The organism is Clostridium sp. KNHs214 (genome assembly GCF_000744935.1).
Classification (GTDB): domain Bacteria; phylum Bacillota; class Clostridia; order Clostridiales; family Clostridiaceae; genus Haloimpatiens.
On sequence record NZ_JQMW01000011.1, the window covers coordinates 220,825 to 243,822 of the forward strand.

The window sequence follows — 22,998 nt, forward strand, 5'->3', positions numbered from 1 at the left end:
TTTCATTAAATTTTATAAGAAAGAAGGAGAAACAAAATGAAAAAATTTAAATTAAGTGCTAGTATTACTTTTTTGATTTTAATTTGTTTTAGCATGACTGTACTAGCAGGAGTTCCTAATGGCATGGAAGTTATGTCCAGTAGAACTCAAGGAGAAAAACTAGTTCTAGAGGCTAGATATATGTTCGGTGGCACCGCAGAGATAAAAGATGTAGATGCCAATAACTATATGGATATTATCATAAAGGATGGAAACTACCTACTTGGTGAAGTAATGGAAAGCAAAGGTTACTTCAAATATGTTAGGGAACATGGAGAATTTATTCAGTTATCTACTCTAAATATAGCGGGAATCTCTCTTTCCAATGTAAATATATTTGATGCAAACTGCAATAGAGATATTTGCAACGCCTTTATAAAATTAGCCAACAAAAAACACCTTAATGAAGTTACCTTAAACTCTTTAAAAGGTAAATTTTTTAGAGGAAGCCTTAATGGTCTTACTTATACCATCAGCTTTAAAGAAGATGACATTGCCACAACACCAATTGACATATTAAGAAAAACCATTAAATATGCCCAAACATTAAATTCAAAAGATTACTCATCAGAAGCCTATAAAGGCATTGAAAACGCTATCGTTGAAGGGGAAGCTGTAGCCAATAAAATAAACTCATCAGCAAATGATATAGAAAAAGCAATACACAATATTTGGGATGCCATAGAAAAAGCAAACTCATCTAAAGATAAAACTGAAGAATTAAAATCTATCTTATCAAAATTACCAGAAACAGAAGAAGCCGCAAGCAAAATGATTAGAAGCCAATTGCAACCTTTACTAGAAAACTATGAAACAAAAGTGAAGGAATCAGCAGTACCAACCAAAGAAATAAGAGAATTACCTAATTATAGTAGATTGGCAATCGCCAAGAGAAGAATGGCAGACATTGCTCATGGTAAAAAAGTCTATACAGGTAAAGTACATTTTACTTTACTTGTGTAGACTTTTGTTTGTTACATTTCTATCCAGATAGCAAATATCTATATTTGTTTTTTCTTAAAATTAAAATAATTTCATCTATATATTAGTTACCTATAAAGAAATATTCTTTTTCTTCGAAATATTTATTATACATTATTGCAATATATGCATAATATCCTGTTAATTTTCGGAAAATTCCAATAATTAAGTTTCTACTTATTATTAACATTTAATTAAATAATGATCTTTTTTAATTATTGCATACTATTAGTAAATGATATACTTTTAATTCATTTACGTTATTAGTAAATTATATAAAAGAAGAGGGGATTAAGTTGCAAAAAAAATTCAAAAATCTTAAAATTTCAAACATCATAATTCTTTTAGCTTCTATAGCTACAATTTTCAGTTTATGCATTGGCCTTTTAGGAACCAAAGCTGCATCTAAAATTAATGACAATGTAACAACTATGTATGACGATGCACTATTACCAATTTCAAATGTATCAAAAATGAGAGAGAATTTTTTATACATAAGATTACACAGCGCCAATGCATTTGCAAATTATAATGAAAAATATTCACAACTTATAGACAAGTGTGATAAAGAAGTAATGAAAGAATATAAAGCATATACTTCTACACCATCAGATGAAACCGAAACAAAATATTTAAAAATATTTGAGGACAACTATAAAATTTATCTAGATACATCAAAACAATTCCTCATAAATGCTAAAGAAGGTAAACCTATCCCAAAAGAAGAAGACGAAAAATTAACGGTACTAGGAAATAAAATTGAAAAAGCTTTAGATGATTTACGTATATATGACACAGAATGGTCTGAAAGAGATAAAATAGAAAGTAATAAAGTATATAGTACAAACAGAACTACTCTAATTATAAGTTTAATATTATGTATTTCTATTTTTACCATATTGTCTGTGCTAACTGTAAGAGTTTTGAAAAGCTATTTAAAAGAAATAGATGACATTTTAAAAGAAATGTCCTATGGAAATTTAGATATAGAAATTAAATCTACAGGTAAAAATGAATTTGAACAAATGAAAAAATATATACAAAACACTGTAAATGGCTTTTCAAATATAATACGAGAAATAAAGGAAAAAAGTCAATTAATAAACACATCTTCTGAAAATTTAAGCGCTATTTCAGAGGAAATGGCATCCTCCTCCGAAAATGTATCCACTGCTATAAATGATGTAGCAAAAGGAACTGGAGAGCAGGCTGAAAGCTTAGTTGATATAAGCACTATATTAAATGATTTTGGACATGCTATTAAAGAAATGACTAATAACTTAAATAATTTAAATTCTATTTCTAATGAAATAGAATCCACTGCAAGCGTAAGCAGTGACAAAATGAAAAACTTATATACATCTTTTGAATTTGTTGGAGAATCCTTTAGAAAATTTATATTTAAAATTGATGGTTTAGGAAATGAAATAACTAAAATTGATGAGATAACTTTACTCATAAATGCTATAGCTGAACAAACCAATTTATTAGCTTTAAATGCTGCTATAGAAGCTGCTCGTGCTGGGGAATCTGGAAGAGGATTTGCAGTAGTTGCAGATGAAATACGAAAACTTGCTGAACAAAGTAAGGAATCAGCTAATAATATAAGCAATCTCATAAGTCAAATATCAAAAGAAACTGAAAATATAATACATGATACCAATGATATAGATGAAAAGCTAAAAGATTCTTCTGAAGTAATAAATGACTCTCTCCTTTCCTTTAGAGACATTATTACCTCAATAGACAATGTAATTCCTAAAATAAATCACTTAAATAATTCTGCAATGACTATAGATAAAGAAAAAGATAATATATTTGATAAAGTAGAGGAAGCATCTTCTGTATCAGAAGAAGTATCTGCATCTTCCGAAGAAATTGCAGCCTCTTCTGAAGAAATGAACTCCTCTTCTCAAGAGGTTGCTAGAACTGCAAATGATTTAAGTGGTTTAACTTTAGAGCTTCAGGATAAAATAAACAAATTTAAAATAAAATAAAATCAAAAAAATAAAAAAGGCCACAGATTGAAGTATAGTTTACTTTAATCTGTGGTCTTGTATTCTTGTGTTCTATTATATTATTAATAAACTTTACAACAATATAATCCTACAAAAAAGATAATTGCCCCTTTCCATATGACTCCATATTTCTTTCAATAATATCCTCCTCTCCAGTTAATTCTCTATGCTTAACTTAATATGAACATAAATAAAACCACTGTACTTATATATGCTATCCTCTACACATGAATTCAATGGATTGTATAAATATAAAAAAGGCCACATGAATTGAAGTATGTTCTACTTTCATATTGATTATTAGACTTATCTTTATTTTGAATCATGCTTTCAGAAGTTGTAGAATATTTGTTATAAAAATATAAGTATGCTCCACTAAAAACAGCTATACAAGCTATAATTATTAAAAATATTATTATAACATTCTTTTTTCTCTCCCCAGATCTAGTATTTTCTTCCTCAAAATCATCATCATTTTTATCTGAAGGTATAACCTTTTTTTCCTCTTGATAGTCATCTCTTTCATTTGAAGTAACATTAGCTTGCGGCACTTTTACATGCGTTATATCCTCTACCTGAGTTACATTCTCTGATTTTCTTATAAAATCATCTTTGTTATTCTCCATTAGTATATTACGTATCTCACTCAAACTCTGCCCACACTTTTCACAAAATTTGCATTCATTTTCATTTTCACTCCCACATCTAGGACAAAACACCTTCATACCACTCCCTTTTATTTAATACTCTGCTGACCCTTTAGGCACATTCAAATAAATAACAAGTCAGTATGCTAGTCTATTTTGCGTCATACTGCGTCAGCAGCACCCACCAATAGTTCTACTAGCGGCGGAACCTGCTTCCTTGTCTGACACAAAATATACCAGCATCTTTGACTTGTTATTTATTTTCATGTACCTTATGTATATTTTCATCAATTAATATTATGCTATATTTTATTAAAAAAATTAGTAATTTCTTTTTTCTAATTCATCATCTACACCAAAACTTTCTTGCTTGGCATTATTAATATTTACATTAATCAAAGTATAGTTTATTTTATCTATGTATCTCTGCGTTTTTATTACATAATTAGCAAAATTTTTATTAAAAAGTGTTGCCACCCTACACTTTTTGTAGTATGCAATTACTTTCTGAAGCTTTATTTCATTGATTTTTATAATTGAAGTTAAATTTTATTTACTATTTTAATTGGGAATAGTTCCATAATTATCTATAGAATATTTATATTAGACAAATTTATACAAAATACTTAAACTATAATTGTATCCATGTGAAAAATATTTATAAACAAGTATATTATTGTATATACTTGTTATAAATTCAAATTAAATCTTTAAGGAGGAAAATAATGAAGAAAATAATTACTTTATTATTAAGTGTTATGCTAGTACTTCCTTTAGCTGCTTGTGGCAAAGCAAAAGATACTAAAACAGCAGCAAGTGGAAAAGAAGCTAAAGAACAAAAGACTATTACTGTAGGTACTTCAGGAGAATATTATCCTTGGGCATTTAAGAAAAATGATAAACTTCAAGGTTATGAAATTGACGTATGGAGTGAAATTGCAAAAAGAAATAATTATAAGATTGAGTACAAAACTTCAAAATTTAGTGGTTTAATAGGAATGCTTGATGCAGGTAAAATCGACACAATAGCACATCAAATGTCAATTACTAAAGAAAGATTAGAAAAGTACAATTTTACTGAACCTTATGCATACAGCTACTATGATTTTGCTGTTAAAAATGATAGTTCTATAAAATCCTTTGAAGACTTAAAAGGTAAAAAGGTAGCTTGCTGGTTAGGTGGAAATGGAGAAAAAACTTTAAGAGATGTTAATAAAGAAAAAAATTTAAATCTTCAAATTGTAACATACGACGGAGCACCTATTGAAAAAGAAGTTGAAATGGGAAGAGTAGAAGCTGGTTGGCAAGGAGAAGTTAAGACAAAATCAACAATCGAACAAGGAAACCTTCCACTTAGACTTATAGGAGCTAAATTAGCATTTGAAACCAATGCTTATCCATTTACTAAGGATGAAAAAAACAAGGAATTAGTTGAATCTATAACTAAAACAATTAAGGAAATGCGTGAAGATGGAACATTGAGTAAACTATCACAGAAATGGTTTAAACTAGATACAACCGCCAAACCTAAAAAATAAAGGATGGGGCTGTCGCACTAAAAATAAATCCTACAATATATTGTGTTAAGTTAAAACTTGCAAAACAGTATATTGTATGTAAATTTTTTAATGCGGCAGCACCATTTTTATACCTAAGGAAATTGTAAATAAATTAGAAGTGGTGATTATATGAATACAATATTTGATGTTCAGTATGCTATTAAGCTTATCCCAATAATGCTTAAATATGTTAAGGTTACTTTGCTCTTATCGGGATTATCTATGATATTTGGTGTCGTACTAGCGGTGATTATATCTTTAGTTTTTAATAAAAAAATCAAGATATTAACCCCCATATTGAAAATCTATGTGTCTTTCTTTAGAGGAACACCCTTAATAGCACAATTATTTTTGGTATATTTTGGTTTTGTGCAAGTTATGCCTTCCCTTAGAGGTATGAGTTCATTTCAAGCAGCTTTTATTGTTTTAAGTTTAAATTCTTCGGCTTTCATGTCTGAATCCATAAGAGGAGCTATTTCCTCAATAGATAAAGGCCAGATGGATGCAGCATTATCCATTGGCATGACTTATGGACAAGCAATGAAAAGAATAATACTTCCTCAGGCAATACGAGTTGCCATACCAGCTTTATCAAATAGCTTTATAAACATAGTTAAAAGTTCATCTTTAGCTTCTACAATAGGAGTTACCGAAATGATGGCATCTGCGCAAATGGAGGCTACTTCAAGCTACAGATATCTTGAGGCTTTCACAGATATTGCAATAGTTTATTGGATATTGATTTTAATAATGTCTTTTATTCAAAGAAAAATTGAACTAAAATTAAATGAATGGTATTAATAAGGTGATAGTTATGATAGATATAGAAAATATACATAAACGTTTTAATGAATTAGAGGTTTTAAAAGGGATTAATCTTCAGGTTAAAAAAGGTGAAGTCATTGCAGTTATAGGACCCTCTGGTACAGGAAAATCTACTTTACTTCGTTGTATAAATTACCTTGAAAAACCTGATAAGGGTAAAATAACTGTAGATGATCTAGAAATAGATTTTGAAAATTGTACTAAAGAAGATATATATAAACTTAGACTAAAAACTTCAATGGTATTTCAAAATTATAATCTTTTTAAGAATAAAACTACAATTGAAAACATAATGGAACCTCTTATAGTTGTGCAAAAGTACAGTAAGGAGGAAGCTTATAAAAAGTCGTTAGAGCTTTTAAAACAAGTAGGCTTAGAGGAAAAAAAAGATAGCTATCCAAGTAAGCTTTCAGGAGGACAACAGCAAAGAGTAGGTATAGCTAGAGCTATGGCAGCAAATTCAAAGGTAATCTTATTTGACGAACCTACCTCAGCTTTAGATCCACAGCTAGTAGGGGAAGTTCTAGAGGTTATAAAAAAATTAGCAAAAGAGCATATAACTATGATAGTGGTTACTCATGAAATGAAATTTGCAAGAGAAGTTGCGGATAAAGTTATTTTTATGGATGAAGGTAAAATTATTGAACAGGGAACACCAGCATATATTTTTAAGGAATGTAAAAACTCAAAGGTTACTAAATTTCTGAAAAGCTTTAATATATAGGTGACAAAAGTTTTAGAGTAGGCGATTTATTAAATAATCATAAAAAAAGACCACATAGAGTAAAATATAGTTTACTTTATCTATGTGGTCTTGTGTTTTTGTTGTATTATTGGTAAAAATTACTCCATAGGATTTATGCAAAAAAGACTATACTTCTGCAGTATAAATATTCTTTTTACCTACCACAATAATAAGAGCTGTCTTTAAGCCATCTTCTCCAAGTTGTTCTTTAACCATTTTGCTTTCTGCATAACCCTTAAGCTGGTTTAATCCCTCTTCTTTTACTTTCTCTAGGGTGTTTCTTTCACTTTCCTTTATATATTTTAATTCTATAATCCACTGAAATTTTGTTATATCTTTAAATTGAATTTTTCTCTTAAGCATTATATCTACATAGCCTTTGTTGTTTTCCGCTTCACTTTGTATGAAATAAGTGCCATCTACGCCTAAAAGGGTTAAAAACATCATTTTAATGTGCTTTTCATCCATTTGCATTAAATCTCTATTGGATAAATCCTCTAGTATTTTACTTATAATTTCCACCAAAGGTTCTATGTTTCCATAAGCTCTCATTTCAGTTATTGCATCTCTAACATCTTTTATTTGTATATTATATTCTAAGTTCATCCTTTGGAAATACTGTTCCCAATAAATTGTTTTTATCACGTAATTAGGTACTTTAAGTATAGTACCACTAAGTCCTTGACCCTTTATTGTAAGCATACCTAAATAAAACAATAGGGATTTGAAATTTTCACTTACACTATACATAGTATGAATATTAAATCTATCCACTAGCATAGTAGAGGTTTCTCCTTTATTCATTATTTCCTCTAAAGCTCCCCTATCATTAAAATTATAAGCCAGCTGATTAACTCTTCCATAATCCGTTTTTACATTATTGTCTATCATCTCTTTTGGATAACGATTATACATTAAATAATTATCTAAAAAATACATGGACATATCTGGATTAAAAACTGATTTACTATTTTCATTAAATTTATATCCATCATAATAAGTAGTCATATCAGTACATATTTTTTCTCTAAGCTCTGTATCCTTTATATTTACTTCGTCCATAATCCATGATAATTCTTCCCTTGTAAATCCCATCATGGCATTAAGATTTTCATCTAATGTATAATTTCTAGTTATATTAAATCCACTAGTTAAATCATCCAGCATTATAGGACTTACACCAGTCATAAATATTCTATTAAAATTATTCATAGTTGCATCTTTCAAAGCTTTATAAAACACTTTAACAAAACCTTCACCATGGAGAATACTTTCATAGGTGTTTTGTTTTCCTCCTGTAATTAGTTCATTGGCAAAATTATCATATTCATCTATTAAAACAAATACGGGCATTTTTATTTTATTAGCTAAAATTGATATATATTTAACTGCTACTTCTGCACTTTTCATTTCCTTTGAAATATTTTTATCCTCAAATAGGTATGAATAATTATCTATAAATTCTTGTACTGATAAATTAACAATTTTATTAAAACTATTTCTTAACTCTTCTTCCCCATGACCTGCATCAATACCAGCAAAACTAATTTTCCAAATAAGAAACTTATTTTTCTCTTCTGTAGGATTTTTTCCTATATATAAATCCCCAAATAACTCCTGAAATTTATCTTTTTTATTTATATCATAATAATTTTCTAACATAGATATAAATAAACTCTTTCCAAACCTTCTTGGCCTTATAAAAAACTGATAAGGAGCATATCTATCTAAAATTTCTATATATGAAGTTTTATCTACATATAGATAGTTTTTTTCTCTTAAAACCTGAAAATTAGAAATACCATAAGGTATTCTTTTCATAATTCTACTCACACTCCTAACTTTGTTGTGTTTACTTAAATCACCTTTTATGTTTTCACTATATTTTTATTATTTTTATATTATTTCTATATTTCTGTATTATTTTTATATGATGTTTTAAATATTGATTCCATGACTATCTTTGTAGGCACTTGCATTATTCTATCTTTTCTTATTGGTATTACTAATGGTCTTTTACTAGCATCTTTCTTATATATACTCCACCCAATCTTCTAATCTACTTTTCATAAGTATTTTCATTGGTACATCTATTTTTGCCACTAAAACTTCACTTCTTCATTATTTATATTTTACCATATTGGCACCTTAAATAAACCATATACTTTCTCTTTGCATATATAATATTTTTCATTATTGCCACTTCTACAAATTTTACACACATAATTTGTTTTATTTTCTTTATACAAATAGAAATGAAGGTAAAAAGACCACATAGATTAAAGTCTCCTATAGGCTACTTCATCTATGTGGTCTTGTATTTTTATTATATTATTAATAAAAATTGAACGAACGGGGTACTTCTTATTTACCGAATGCTTTTTTTGCTTCATCTAATTCTTCTCTAGCTTTTTTTTCTGCGTCACTTAATGCTTTTTTTGTATCTTTATTTCCTGATATTATTTCATTTAATGCCTTAGCCATATTATCGTGTATAGCATATCCATTTAATACTTTAGGATCACAGTAACCATATTCAAATTCCTTAGATGCTTCCCCTTTGGCTGGATTTTCTTTTTCTACATAAGCCTTAAATTCTTGTGAATTTATAACTGAATTTCTAAGTGGTAAATATCCTGACTTCGTAGCCCATTTTAACTGTGATTCTTTTTCCATAAAGAATTTTAAATATTCAAAAGCTGCTAGTTTTTCTTCTGATGAAGGAGTATTAAATATCGCCACATCTGTACCTGAAAATAATGCTGCTTTTTTCTTTCCTTCTGGTAATACCGCTGTTTTAAAGTTTACGTTATTTCCTTTACAAGCCTTTATTATATCTGGTAGTGCGGATATAGAAGAGATACCCATTGCTGCTTCTCCTCTACTAAAAGCACCTGTCATGTATTTTTCTTCATTAGCTACTTTTGCATAACCGTCTTTAATTAATCCTGATAAGAAATCAAAAGCTGCTACACCTTCTTCTGAATTAAAAAGAAGTTGGTCTTTCTCTTCATTTATTAAATGTCCACCAGCTTGTTCCACCCAAAAGCTTGAATCTATACCTACAGATTTGTTTAATCCTAATCCGTATATGTCATTTTTTCCATCTCCATTAGTATCTAAAGTTAATTTTTTAGATGCTTCTTTTAATTCATCCCAATTAGTTGGAACTTCTACATTATGTTTTTTTAATAAATCTTCGTTATAGAAAAGAAGATATGTACCTTTATTAAATGGAAGTGAATAATGTTTTCCATTCCACATTCCGTTATCTCTTATAAACTGTGGTATATCATTCCATACTTCTTTATCAAATCCTACTTTTTCATTTTCTATATATGGATTTAGGTTTTCCACTAAATCATTCATAACATAAGCTGTTAATCTATTTGGATATATCATAGTCAATGCTGGTAATTTTTTAGATTTTGCAGCACCATCTAATTTTGAGAATAATTCTTTATAATGTCCTTGATACACCAAATTTACTGTTATTTTCCCTTCATTTTTCTTGTTAAAATCCTCTGTTATTTCCTTAAGTGCCGCTTCATTGTCACCGTTCATTGCATGCCAAAATTCGATAGTAACAGAATCTTTTATTTCTGTTGCTATTGATACTTTCTCTTCTTTATTTTTTGCTGCATCCTCTTGCTTATTACCACAAGCTGCTAATCCCAAGGTTAGAGTACAAGCTGCGATAATAGCTGTCAATTTTTTAAACTTCATTTTGCTACCTCCTATTTAGTTGTATATATTTTTTTATATAAATTTTATTGATATACATAATAAATTAATCACTGAACTCTCACACATAAAGTTTAAACTCTCCATTAGATTAATAAGGGTCTTTAATTTAAAAAACTCTTTGAGTTTTATCCTTAACTCTTACTTCTCAACTCTTACCTATTACTTATTTTATGAATATTACCTATTACTTACCTGGAAATTTCAATTATAGTTAGTTTCTAAAAGAACTTTATTCTTCCCTTAAAATTTTGATTTTAACCTTTTATTCCAGATTTAGTCATACCTGATATAATGTATTTCTGCAATACAAAATACACTATAATTATTGGAATTATTATCATGGTAACTGCTGCCATTAATAAATGATAATCAGCCCCTGCTTCTGAGGTAAATGTCATAAGTCCAACTGGAAGTGTTCGCATATTTGGCACATTTGTCACAATAAGTGGCCACAAAAATTCATTCCAGCTATTTATAATCCTTAATAAGGCTATAGTTATCAAGGCCGGTTTGGCTATTGGAACCATTATCCTCCACAAAAACTTAAAGTCACTGCATCCATCTAATTTAGCTGCACTATAGAGTATCTCTGGTATACCTAAGAAAAATTGTCTAAGTAAAAATATAGAAAATACACTTACAGTCCATGGTACAATAAGCCCTTTATAGGTATTCATCCATCCTATTTTAGATATAGTTATATAATTAGGTATTAATATAACCTCTCCCGGTATCATCATGGTTCCAATAAATATGGAGAATATTATATCTCTTCCCCAAAACTTAACCCTAGAAAAAGCAAAGGCTGCCAAAACAGTAGTGACAACAGTGCCTAAGGTTATTCCTAAAGTTATAAGTACACTGTTTAAAAAATATCTTAATAAAGGTATTTTATTTTGAACTTCTACATAATTTTCCCACATAATTTTAGATGGTATCCATTTAGGTGGCATCAAAAATACTTCATTAAAAGGCTTTAATGATGTACTTATCATCCAAATAAAAGGTATTACAGTGATAATGCACCCTAGTATTAATACCATATAAATGAAAGATTTCTTTAAAATATTTTTTATCATAATACAATCTCCCTATAAAATACGGTTCAAATTTATAAATTAATGATATTCTACTTTTTTCTTACCTATATAAAATTGAACTAAATTAAATAAACTTATTATTATGAATAAAATAAATACCGCTGCAGACGCAATACCATATTGATATTGGTTATAAAATTTGTTGTATATGTAATAAACCATTGTAAGACAACTATTTAAAGGTCCTGGCTGCTTGTCAAACAATGCAAACACCTCACCAAATACCTTAAACGAACTTATCAATGTCATGATACACACAAAAAATATAGTTGGCGATAAAAGTGGTATAGTTATATTTTTGATTCTTTGCCACTTACCAGCTCCATCTATCTTAGCAGCAAAATTATATTGTTCATCTATATTTTGAAGACCTGCTAAAAATATAACTATATTATATCCAAGACTTTTCCATACACTTAATATAATTAAACTAGGCATGGCCCACTTAGCATCTGTCAGCCACTTTACTGGATTCAAGCCCATTAATTCTAATAAATAATTTAAAATTCCATGGTCTGCATGATACATCCATCTCCAAACCATTGATATAGCAACTGTTGATGTTACAAAGGGTATAAAATATATAGTTCTAAAAAAACCCCTAAATTTTATATTTGAATTTAACAAAATTGCTACAAACAAAGATAAAACAATAGATATAGGCATAACATAAAGCACATATATAAAAGTATTTTTTACAGCTAATAAAAATTCCCTATCATTAAATATGTAATAAAAATTATCTAATCCTCTAGTATAAACTATATCTTTATAGTAGTTATAATGAGTATAGAAGCTCATATCAAAAGATTTTAGTATAGGATAAATATTAAAAATCGTTAATATTATAAGAGCAGGTGATACATACATAATACCTTTTAAAAAAGACTTAAAGTTTTTATTATTACTCACCTTTTTCTCCTTCAATACATACATTTTTACCATCTTCGTAACCGAATAAATGTATTTTATTTTTTCTTATATTTAAATATATATTTTTTTCATTTTTATTTAAATTATCATAAGGCATTATGCATCTTATATAATCATTACCTACTCGTGCTTTTACAATAGTATCTTTTCCAACCATTTCTACAATTTCAATATTACCCTTTATAGCTGCAGAATCTTTTTCTTCTAATATAAAATCTTCGCATCTTACACCTATTCTATACTTACCACTTTTTATCTTTTCATTATCAATAAAATTATTTAATGGCATTACTAAATTATTATTCAAAAACCTCATGGTATTATTTTCTCTATTTATCTCCACTTCAAAAATATTTATAGGTGGATTTCCTAGAAACTTGGACACAAATAAATTACTAGGCTTCATATATAAATTTTCCGGTTTATCATATTGTTGAAGCTTCCCTTCACTTAACAAAGCAATCTTATCAGACATGCTCATGGCCTCTTCTTGATCATGTGTAACAAATACAGTGGTTATGTTAAGTTTTCTCTGTATTCTTTTTATTTCTTCCCGCATTTCAATCCTAAGTCTAGCATCCAAATTAGACAAGGGCTCATCTAGCAACAATATTTCTGGCTCTTTAACCAGTGCTCTGGCAATAGCTACCCTCTGTTGCTGCCCTCCAGATAGCTGATAAGGTCTTCTTTCTAGTAAATCTTCTATTTTAACCAATTTAGCTATGCTTTCAACTTTTTCTTTTAACTGAATCTTACTGATTTTTCTCATTTTCAAAGGAAATTCTATATTTTTGTATACAGTCATATGAGGATATAGTGCATAATTTTGAAAAACCATACCTATGTTTCTTTTTTCAGGTTCCAAATCATTTACAATCTTCTGAGCAAAATATATATTTCCATTACAAGGCTTGTACAACCCAGCTATAGTAAAGAGTGTAGTACTTTTGCCACATCCACTAGGTCCTAATAAAGTCACAAGGCTCCCTTCTTCTATATGCAAAGTTAGGTCCTTTACAGCTGTCACATCTTTAAATTTTATAGTTAAATTATCTATTTTTAAATTCACTTTATCACCATCCTAAAGCAAAGCCTTGTATATATCCTCTATATTATTTTCATCTAGACCCATAATATTTATATTTAAATGTTTTTTTTCTAACATTTTTTTGATTTCTTCAATAAATATTCCTTCTTCATTTGACATACTTATGCTATCAATAACACTTTGAAGTTCTTCATTAGAAGAAAGCTCTCCACCCCACTTACCAACACAGGTTCTATTTACACCACAAGATGGACTCCCATCTATTCCTATAATACCCAATATTTCATAACCATTATTTTTATATTCCTCTATTTGTTCTAAATATATAGAGAACAATTTCTTACAGTGATTTCTAAAATGTGGTGTATCAAACTGATTCTTAACATGTCCCCATCTATTAACTCCATAACAAGTTACTTCTGGACAAGGAAGCTGTACAATAGAAATGTTGTTATCAACAAGCATTTTTAACAACTGTTTCTTTTTTTCATCTCTTTCTAAATTATTTTTTTCTCCATGATATTTCACCTTAGAACTTTTATTTAATATACAATGTGCTAACAATACTACCTTTTCTTTCATTACTTTCCCCTTCCATGTCATTTGCTTTTAAATTCATATTTATTCATAAGATTTTATAATCCGTAGTAAATTACATTTTATAATATAAAAAAACAAATTTCTAATACATATATTAAATACATTAATATTCATATATTGGAATTTTAAATATATCAAAGGTATAATATGGTTAATAAAAATTACACCCCCTAAAAAGCTATAAAATCAATACCTTCAACGACTATACTCAAAGGAAATATGCTTTTACTAAGCTAGAAAAGGCACTACTGTGTAATACTAGTTACGAGTATGGGAAGATTTTAGAATAAGGAATTATTTAACTGGCATAAAAAAAGCCACAAAAAAAGACCGCATAGATTAAAATATAGTTTACTTCATCTATGTAGTCTTGTGTTTTTGTTTGTTGTATTATTGGTGAAAATCAACCTATAGGAGTGCTACCAAAAAAGGCTATACTTCTACAGTATAAATATCTTTTTTACCTACCACAATAATAAGAGCTGTCTTTAAGCCATCTTCTCCAAGTTGTTCTTTAACCATTTTGCTTTCTGCATAACCCTTAAGCTGGTTTAATCCCTCTTCTTTTACTTTCTCTAGGGTGTTTCTTTCACTTTCCTTTATATATTTTAATTCTATAATCCACTGAAATTTTGTTATATCTTTAAATTGAATTTTTCTCTTAAGCATTATATCTACATAGCCTTTGTTGTTTTCCGCTTCACTTTGTATGAAATAAGTGCCATCTATGCCTAAAAGGGTTAAAAACATCATTTTAATGTGCTTTTCATCCATTTGCATTAAATCTCTATTGGATAAATCCTCTAGTATTTTACTTATAATTTCCACCAAAGGTTCTATGTTTCCATAAGCTCTCATTTCAGTTATTGCATCTCTAACATCTTTTATTTGTATATTATATTCTAAGTTCATCCTTTGGAAATACTGTTCCCAATAAATTGTTTTTATCACGTAATTAGGTACTTTAAGTATAGTACCACTAAGTCCTTGACCCTTTATTGTAAGCATACCTAAATAAAACAATAGGGATTTGAAATTTTCACTTACACTATACATAGTATGAATATTAAATCTATCCACTAGCATAGTAGAGGTTTCTCCTTTATTCATTATTTCCTCTAAAGCTCCCCTATCATTAAAATTATAAGCCAGCTGATTAACTCTTCCATAATCCGTTTTTACATTATTGTCTATCATCTCTTTTGGATAACGATTATACATCAAATAATTATCTAAAAAATACATGGACATATCTGGATTAAAAACTGATTTACTATTTTCATTAAATTTATATCCATCATAATAAGTAGTCATATCAGTACATATTTTTTCTCTAAGCTCTGTATCCTTTATATTTATTTCGTCCATAATCCATGATAATTCTTCCCTTGTAAATCCCATCATTGCATTAATATTTTCATCTAATGTATAATTTCTAGTTATATTAAATCCACTAGTTAAATCATCCAGCATTATAGGACTTACACCTGTCATAAATATCCTGTTAAAATTATCCATGGTTGCATCCTTTAAAGCCTTATAGAACACCTTAACAAATCCTTCACCATGAAGAATACTTTCATAAGTACTTTGTTTTCCTCCTGTGATTAGTTCATTGGCAAAATTATCATATTCGTCTATTAAAACAAATACGGGCATCTTTATTTTACTAGCTAACAGGGATATATATTGAACTATTACTTCAGCACTGTTTACCTTTTTTGGAATAATACTATCTCCTAATAAATCTGAATACTGGTTTACAAATTTCGTTGCAGAAACAATAACTTTTGAATTAAAACTATTTCTTAACTCTTCTTCACCATGACCTGCATCTATTCCAGCAAAACTAATTTTCCAAATAAGGAACTTATTTTTCTCTTCTGTAGGATTTTTTCCTATATATAAATCCCCAAATAATTCCTGAAATTTATCTTTTTTATTTATATCATAATAATTTTCTAACATAGATATAAATAAACTCTTTCCAAACCTTCTTGGCCTTATAAAAAACTGATAAGGAGCATATCTATCTAAAATTTCTATATATGAAGTTTTATCTACATATAGATAGTTTTTTTCTCTTAAAACCTGAAAATTAGAAATACCATAAGGTATTCTTTTCATAATTCTACTCACACTCCTAACTTTGTTGTGTTTATTTAAATTATTTTTTATATTTTCACTATTTTTGTATTATTTTTATATTATGCTTCACCCAATGTTTTAATCTACTTTGCATAAGTCTTTTCATTGATACATCCATTTTTGACACTAAACCTTATTTCTCCTTATTTATATTTTACCATATTGACAACTTAAATAAACAATATACTTACTCTTTGAATATATAATATTTTTGAATTATTACCAGTTATGTAAATTCTACGCATTATTGGCTTTGTTTTTTATTGAATTTTTTCCAAAACATTTTTATTTATACTCTAACAAAATATATCGCTCGCTACCATTTTCATTTATCTTTTTAACCTTTGCTCTAACCATTTCTATTTTATCTCCGTCAAACTTATCTTTGTAGATTTTTTCTGCATTATCAAAATTTAATGAATAATAATCGTAATCCAAATCAATTTTTTGATTATATTCATTAGTATGATAATTTTTAGCATATATATAATATTGGTTATTTCCTATATCCTCCATTTTGTAAACAACAGAGTAATCTATCGGACACTCGCCATCGCCGTGCATTTTGTAATAATATCCATTTTTATATTCATATATATCATTATAAGCCTTTTGTATTGATTGATGTTTAATACTATTTATATTAAAATATTTTTTCACTGCAGATTCAATATAGTCCTTTTTAAGTTTATCGTGAAGATTCTCAAATTCAAAATAATTAGCTCCTTTTGAAAAGATTCCTCTGTAATGGTTTCTATAATTATGCCAAAAACCAAATAGTATTAGTTGTTCATTAGATATCTTACCTTCCGCAAATTTCATATCATATGGAATCTCCGCAAAATTACTCATAAAAATATTAAACTTTCTTTGCAATTCTTGATTAAGAATTATCTCCTTGTTTTTTACATTATACTTATAGGTTATTTCATTACTTATATTATTTTTGTTGTTAATAACCATAACTCTTAAAGTTATGCTACCATTTTTACTTAATTTAATCTTTTCATTATATTTTTGCGAATTTTTATTTGGATTCGTGCCATCCATTGTATAATATATACTACAATTCTCAGGTGCATTTATTGTTATATAATCACCAAAGTGCATTTCTCCGCCCTTAGGGTTAACATTTATTACTAACGTTTTTCTAATTTCTTTTTCTGATTCATCTATAAGTCTTTCAACCCTTTTATCCTTAGTTAAATTATAGTATTTTTTTACTGTTGTATAGGCATCTTCTATTCTATTACCTCTCTTATATAAATTATAAAGTTCAATATTAGCTTCATAGTAATCCGGCTTATTATTTATTACACTAACAAGTTCTTTTTCAGCCTCATTATAATTATTCATTTTAATATAAGATTTAGCTAAGCCAAACTTAGCTTCTATGCCTAGTTTACTATCATTCTCCAATTTCTTAAATATATCAATTGCTTTAGAAGTTTGTCCATTATTCAAATATTCATTAGCCTTGCTCAAACTTCTTTTATTGCTACCACTAAATAATAAAATTAAAATAGCAATCAGACTTATTATAAAAACTAAAACTCCAATAATCTTTTTATTCATATACATTCTTCCTTTACATTAGTATTTATGCATAAAATCATTATATCAAATTATTACATTTGCATATAATAATTATTCTTTATATTAATTTACATAATTTAAAATACAATAAAAACATTGAGTCTCCTAAGAAAAACTCAATGTCTTGGTTTAATATTTTTATCTGAGGCCTAATTCCCAAACTTTCTAGTAATATTACATTTTATCTATATTATACATATCATACCTTAATTATACATTAACGCACTTTTATTTACAAGAAAACTTATGTATTCAATTTAAAAAATGAACTCCTGGGGTGGTAATCATTCTTTGTCACATCTAATACGACATGCCCTGTCTTCTGCAATGCGACATCTGCTTTCACCATAATAAATACAAGGGAATAAATAAAAACTAAGTATATTTATAGTAATTCTTAATCAATTAGTTTTTAAGATATAACTTTTTTGATACACATTTTAAATGCGAATTTTTAATATAACTTTCTATTACATAATATAAACTAATTTCTCTAAAATAATAAAAAAACTTAAAAATTGAAGTGGAATTATATTCAAAAATACATATCTAGTTATTAGAAGGACAAACTCTAAGCTTTAAGCCTTAGACTTTAATAAAATAACTGGAGGTACTGAATATGAGCTTTATATCAATTGATTCTGAGATTTTAAATACTAATATAGATGGACAAGCTTTAAAACTATACTGCCTATTAGAAAGCTACTGCTACGGAGATAAAAAAGATTGTTTTCCATCTCAAAATACTCTAGCTACTAGAATGAATAAAAGCATAAGAACAATACAGAGATACCTAAAAACTCTAAAAAATCTAGGCCTTGTTATAATAAAAAGACGTGGCTCTACCAGCAATCTGTACATATTGCCAAAGAAACTTAATAAAAAAGTACAGGAAACTGCTCAAAAAATACAAAAAAAATGCAGCGATTTTAGGGCTGCATTAAAAACTAGAAAAAGTAATGCTAATAAATCATCTATGAATATTCACAACACTGATTATAATATTAGTAATAATACCAATAGTTGCAGTAATAACTCTTATAGTAACTACAGTAATATCCGTAATAACGGCCATAGCAATACCTTCAAAAATCACAAAAAAAGCTATAAAACCAATACCTTCAACGATTATACTCAAAGAAAATATGATTTTAGTAAGCTAGAAAAGGCACTACTGGGTAATGCTAGTTTTGAGTATGAGGAGGTTTTGGAGTAGATTGAATTATTAAAATTTACATCCCAGGGGCGCTACCAGAAAAAGATTGGGGCTAAACAAAAGACTTTTTGGGGTTGCCATCAGTCCTGCAAAATAAAAAGCTCCCAAGGTAATACACATCTCCTGCGATGGCTTCATCTATTTTTTCACTCTCAATAATTTTCTCTTTTACTTTTCCTATATACATAAAATTATACCCTAGGGGTGCTGACAAAAAAAGAATAGAGCGGAGGAGAAGACTTTTTTTGTTTGCTAGCTACCTGTTCTAGAGTGTTTGGACTTTTCCTCGAAAAATTTTTATTTTTCCCTGCAATTCCATCAATGATAATTTTTCTAGAATGTCTACTCTGGTATTATTTATAATAGTTTTTAGTTCATCTATGGTTTTAGGTTCTTTATGTATGGAATTTAATATTAATTTTTCTATAGAATCTATTTTAAAACTATTAGTAGCTTGTACTTGATTATTTTGTTCATAGTTTTCAATTTTTTTAATAGACTTATCCAGCAATTGCCTTGGGGAAATATATATTTTTGAGCCATTTAATATTAATTCATTGCTTCCTATACTTTCTTTTGAAAAAATATTATCAGGTGCAGCAAATACTTGTCTACCATATTTTTTAGCAAATTCTGCTGTTATAAGAGACCCACTGCTACGGCTAGCTTCTATTACTAGAAGTTTCTTGCTAAAGGCACTAATTAGTCTATTTCTTTTTGGAAAATTTTTAGCATCTGGCTCGGTACCTGGAGGATACTCGGACACCACTGCTCCTATTTCTATAATCTTCTCCATAAGTTTTTTATGCTCTTTAGGGTAAACTACATCAACACCGCATCCTAAAAATGCCATAGTATATCCCCCTAAATTTATACAAGCTGTATGAGAATAGCCATCTATTCCTTTTGCCATACCACTTATAACAGTTATGTTATTCGCACATAAAAATTCAGCTGCTTCTTTAGCTATTCTTTTCCCATAATCAGTACATCTTCTAGAGCCAACTATACCTACACCTAAAGGATTTTTTCTAATATTGCCCAAATAGTATAAAAGATTGGGGGAATCTTTAAGTTTCTTAACTTCTATTGGATATAACTCATCATTTATATTAAGTATCTTTATACCATTAATAATACATTTTTTTATTATAAAATCTGCTCTACTCATAGTTTCATCTTTAGACTCTACTATAGTTTTAGCAATTTTGTCACCTACTCCCCCTACGCTAATTAGCTCATGATAGGAAGCTTTAAATATATTTTCTGGTACGTTAAACTTTTCTAAAAGTTTCTTACCCATAACTGGACCTATACCCTTTATTTCACTCAACCATATCCAATATACATTCATTTCTATTTAAGACTCTCCTTTACACCACCATCATATTGGCTTGCTCCTTATCAAATTCTCTACAAATAAGCGCTTTTGCCACATGCTTCTTTAAAATATTTTCTGTTCCATCCATATCTGCAAAAGTTCTTGCTACTTTTAAAAACTTATGAAAAGTTCTTGCGCTATATTTGAATCTGTCATAAGCCATTTGAAGCAAATTAATACACTCATTGTTTAATACACAAAATTCCTTAATCATAGAAGGTGTCATTTGAGCATTACAATTTACTCCTTCTAAATTTTTAAATCTAACCATTTGCATTTTCCTAGTTCTCTCAACTATTTCTCTGATTTTCTGAGAGGATATACCTTTTTCATACTTAGAAAGCTTCATAAACTCTACTGGTTGAACATTTTTCTGTATATCTATTCTATCTAATATGGGCCCTGAAAGCTTTTGCCTATACTTTAACACCTCATAATCAGTACAATGACACCTATCTTCCCCATAGTAACCACAGGGACATGGGTTCATTGCCGAAACCAACATAAAATTTGCTGGATAAGTATTTGTAAACCTAACCCTAGAAATAGTAACCTTATTATCCTCCAATGGCTGTCTTAAAGCATCTAAAGTGCCTTTATTGAACTCTGCTATTTCATCTAAAAAAAGCACTCCATTGTGAGCAAGAGATATTTCACCGGGCATGGCATTATTGCCTCCCCCTATAAGAGAATTAGTTGAAGCATTATGATGTGGCGCTCTAAAAGGTCTTTCTGTTATAAGTCTGCCTCTGTTTTTTAAAAGCCCCGCTACACTATAAATTTTAGTTACTTCTAAAGCCTCTTCTTCTGTCATAGCCGGCAATATAGTTGGAATTCGCTTTGCAATCATAGATTTACCACATCCTGGTGAACCAGAAAGCAGTATATTGTGTCCTCCTGCTACAGCTACTGTTATAAATTCTATGGCTTCATCCTGCCCTTGAACATCCTCAAAATCAATAAAATATTTTCTTCTGACCACATGATCATCTTTAAAATTTTCTACATTTTCATAAGTATTAGTTCCCTCAATAAATTCTACTACTTCCTTCAAATTTTCAAATCCAAATATATTTATACCATTTACAAGTGAAGCCTCCTTTAGATTTCGCTTTGGAACTATTAGATTAGTGATTCCTCTTTTCTTTGCCTCAATAACCATAGGCAGTACACCACTGCATGGTCTTAAGTCTGCATTCAATGATAATTCTCCTATAAATCCAAAGATGGACAAATCCCCTGTGCACAACTGTTTAGATTGTATAAGAAGACCTATAGCCATACCTAAATCAAAGTGCGAACCGCTTTTTTTCACGTCACAGGGCGAAAGATTCACTACTATTTTCATTTTAGGGAATTCATATTTCGAATGAACAACAGCTGCTTCTAATCTTTCCCTCGCTTCCTTTATGGCAGTGTCACCTAAGCCTACAATAGAAACAGCTGGTTTACCGTAAATAGTGTCCGTTTCTATTTTAACTGTATATGCATCTATTCCACTTATGGCAAAACTATTTACAACTGAAGCCAAAGATTTCATCTCCTTTTCCTTAAAATTAAACTATGATCAATTTCATAATGCATCCATCATGCATCAATTTTAACTTTTATACCACTTTCCACAAAGTTCTTATATAACTCTCTTTTATCTGCTTCCTTGTAATAACAAAGAATTTTGTCAGAACATATAATTTTTTCTTTTTTTTCACCTATATACATGCTGTAGCTACTCCACTGATACTCCTCTGGCTTTTGAACCATATTAGCTTTCAATGGGTTTAAATGAATATATCTGCTAGCCTCAAGCATTTGGACATCTGTTTCTATAAACTGTGGATGATACCTGTCTTGAAATAAGTGGCCTATGTAATTATATTTTTTATTAAAATATTTTGCATACATGGCATTTACCCTCCCTATAAATTTACCTGGTGGTTTATCCTTTGTTTCTATTAATATGTGTACATGGTTATCCATCAAACAATAGCAAATTATCTTATATCCATCATATTTAAAGTGGTCTAGTGCCTCTTCTATCAATATTAAATAGTATTGAAAATCTTCTCCATCTCTAAATATATCATTTCTATGGTTGCCTCTTGCAGTTATATGGCAGCTGCTTCCGGGAAACCAAGGTACTTTTGGTGTAGGCAAAACAGCACCCTCCTTTTTCATCACTATTCTTGATTATGACCATTTCTATAAATTTTACACATTAATTTGCTTTATTTTATTTATAAAAACTTGAATAAAGGGAAATTAGCATAAAAAAACACATAGATTAAAGTTAGTTTACTTTATCTATGTGTTTTGTTTTTTATTGAATTATTGGTAAAATTTATACCCCAGGGGTGCTGACAAAAAAAGGATGTAGCGGAGCGGAAGACTTTAAAGCTTTTTTCATATTTTAATTAA

The 22,998-nt window shown here is 28.8% G+C and carries 19 protein-coding genes and 1 pseudogene; 6 read left to right on the plus strand and 14 right to left on the minus strand.

The features are described 5' to 3' along the window. Nucleotides 1-36: 36 nt before the first annotated feature. Together CC89_RS09715 and CC89_RS09720 are read left to right on the plus strand one after the other, a co-directional pair. Nucleotides 37-1,002 carry a hypothetical protein gene (locus CC89_RS09715; RefSeq protein WP_035291680.1) on the plus strand — a complete coding sequence of 322 codons (966 nt, stop codon included), beginning with the start codon at nt 37-39 and terminating at the stop codon, nt 1,000-1,002. Nucleotides 1,003-1,316: 314 nt separating this feature from the next. Next, nucleotides 1,317-3,017 (plus strand): methyl-accepting chemotaxis protein, encoded by a 1,701-nt coding sequence (locus CC89_RS09720; protein ID WP_051931678.1) that lies wholly within the window; start codon nt 1,317-1,319, stop codon nt 3,015-3,017. Between the two features lie 254 nt (nt 3,018-3,271). Here CC89_RS09720 and CC89_RS09725 read toward each other — a convergent pair whose 3' ends face one another. Together CC89_RS09725 and CC89_RS20500 are read right to left on the minus strand one after the other, a co-directional pair. Further along, complete coding sequence (locus CC89_RS09725) at nt 3,272-3,763, minus strand: zinc-ribbon domain-containing protein (protein WP_035291683.1); 492 nt, start codon at nt 3,761-3,763, stop codon at nt 3,272-3,274. Nucleotides 3,764-4,006: 243 nt separating this feature from the next. Beyond that, nucleotides 4,007-4,162 (minus strand): hypothetical protein, encoded by a 156-nt coding sequence (locus CC89_RS20500; protein ID WP_185750731.1) that lies wholly within the window; start codon nt 4,160-4,162, stop codon nt 4,007-4,009. 248 nt (nt 4,163-4,410) lie between these two features. On the opposite strand from CC89_RS20500, the gene CC89_RS09730 reads away from it, so the two are divergent. The 3 genes from CC89_RS09730 (at nt 4,411) to CC89_RS09740 (ending at nt 6,793) form a co-directional block, all read left to right on the plus strand. After that, the gene (locus CC89_RS09730; RefSeq protein ID WP_035291685.1) at nt 4,411-5,223 is read left to right on the plus strand and encodes a transporter substrate-binding domain-containing protein; all 813 of its coding nucleotides are present in this window, start codon (nt 4,411-4,413) and stop codon (nt 5,221-5,223) included. Nucleotides 5,224-5,373: 150 nt separating this feature from the next. Next, a complete protein-coding gene (locus CC89_RS09735; RefSeq protein WP_035291688.1) occupies nt 5,374-6,045 on the plus strand; it encodes an amino acid ABC transporter permease in 672 nt (223 codons plus the stop codon). Nucleotides 6,046-6,058: 13 nt separating this feature from the next. After that, complete coding sequence (locus CC89_RS09740) at nt 6,059-6,793, plus strand: amino acid ABC transporter ATP-binding protein (RefSeq protein ID WP_035291691.1); 735 nt, start codon at nt 6,059-6,061, stop codon at nt 6,791-6,793. Nucleotides 6,794-6,940: 147 nt separating this feature from the next. Here the strand turns inward: CC89_RS09740 and CC89_RS09745 are convergent, their stop codons facing one another. The 8 genes from CC89_RS09745 to CC89_RS09780 form a co-directional block, all read right to left on the minus strand. Beyond that, entirely contained in the window at nt 6,941-8,635 is a 1,695-nt protein-coding gene (locus CC89_RS09745) for a PD-(D/E)XK nuclease domain-containing ATP-binding protein (RefSeq protein ID WP_035291694.1), read from the minus strand. Between the two features lie 543 nt (nt 8,636-9,178). Next, nucleotides 9,179-10,540: an ABC transporter substrate-binding protein gene (locus CC89_RS09750; protein WP_035291697.1), complete on the minus strand. Its 1,362-nt coding sequence runs from the start codon at nt 10,538-10,540 to the stop codon at nt 9,179-9,181. A 275-nt stretch (nt 10,541-10,815) separates the two neighbouring features. Then, a complete protein-coding gene (locus CC89_RS09755) occupies nt 10,816-11,640 on the minus strand; it encodes a carbohydrate ABC transporter permease (RefSeq protein WP_035291700.1) in 825 nt (274 codons plus the stop codon). Between the two features lie 39 nt (nt 11,641-11,679). Beyond that, nucleotides 11,680-12,573 carry a carbohydrate ABC transporter permease gene (locus CC89_RS09760; protein WP_035291703.1) on the minus strand — a complete coding sequence of 298 codons (894 nt, stop codon included), beginning with the start codon at nt 12,571-12,573 and terminating at the stop codon, nt 11,680-11,682. Then, a complete protein-coding gene (locus CC89_RS09765) occupies nt 12,566-13,663 on the minus strand; it encodes an ABC transporter ATP-binding protein (RefSeq protein WP_035291706.1) in 1,098 nt (365 codons plus the stop codon). Before CC89_RS09765 ends, CC89_RS09760 begins: the two co-directional genes overlap by 8 nt. 12 nt (nt 13,664-13,675) lie before the next feature. Then, entirely contained in the window at nt 13,676-14,224 is a 549-nt protein-coding gene (locus CC89_RS09770) for a CD3072 family TudS-related putative desulfidase (protein ID WP_035291708.1), read from the minus strand. 450 nt (nt 14,225-14,674) lie between these two features. Further along, nucleotides 14,675-16,369: a PD-(D/E)XK nuclease domain-containing ATP-binding protein gene (locus CC89_RS09775; protein WP_035291710.1), complete on the minus strand. Its 1,695-nt coding sequence runs from the start codon at nt 16,367-16,369 to the stop codon at nt 14,675-14,677. Nucleotides 16,370-16,675: 306 nt separating this feature from the next. Beyond that, on the minus strand, nt 16,676-17,965 hold the full coding sequence (locus CC89_RS09780; RefSeq protein ID WP_035291712.1) for a chitobiase/beta-hexosaminidase C-terminal domain-containing protein: 1,290 nt from the start codon (nt 17,963-17,965) through the stop codon (nt 16,676-16,678). Between the two features lie 640 nt (nt 17,966-18,605). Here CC89_RS09780 and CC89_RS19535 point away from each other — a divergent pair. Further along, the gene (locus CC89_RS19535; protein ID WP_051931682.1) at nt 18,606-19,202 is read left to right on the plus strand and encodes a helix-turn-helix domain-containing protein; all 597 of its coding nucleotides are present in this window, start codon (nt 18,606-18,608) and stop codon (nt 19,200-19,202) included. 52 nt (nt 19,203-19,254) lie between these two features. On the opposite strand, the gene CC89_RS21115 is transcribed toward CC89_RS19535, so the two are convergent. The 4 genes and pseudogenes from CC89_RS21115 to CC89_RS09800 all read right to left on the minus strand — a co-directional run bounded on the left by CC89_RS21115 (nt 19,255) and on the right by CC89_RS09800 (nt 22,737). Continuing rightward, entirely contained in the window at nt 19,255-19,389 is a 135-nt protein-coding gene (locus CC89_RS21115) for a hypothetical protein (protein ID WP_278320095.1), read from the minus strand. 78 nt (nt 19,390-19,467) lie between these two features. Then, complete coding sequence (gene dprA / locus CC89_RS09790) at nt 19,468-20,535, minus strand: DNA-processing protein DprA (protein ID WP_242971910.1); 1,068 nt, start codon at nt 20,533-20,535, stop codon at nt 19,468-19,470. A 40-nt stretch (nt 20,536-20,575) separates the two neighbouring features. Then, nucleotides 20,576-22,129, minus strand: a pseudogene (locus CC89_RS09795) (YifB family Mg chelatase-like AAA ATPase); the annotation flags it as partial. Nucleotides 22,130-22,170: 41 nt separating this feature from the next. Next, nucleotides 22,171-22,737 carry a transposase gene (locus tag CC89_RS09800; protein ID WP_035291718.1) on the minus strand — a complete coding sequence of 189 codons (567 nt, stop codon included), beginning with the start codon at nt 22,735-22,737 and terminating at the stop codon, nt 22,171-22,173. Nucleotides 22,738-22,998: the final 261 nt, after the last annotated feature.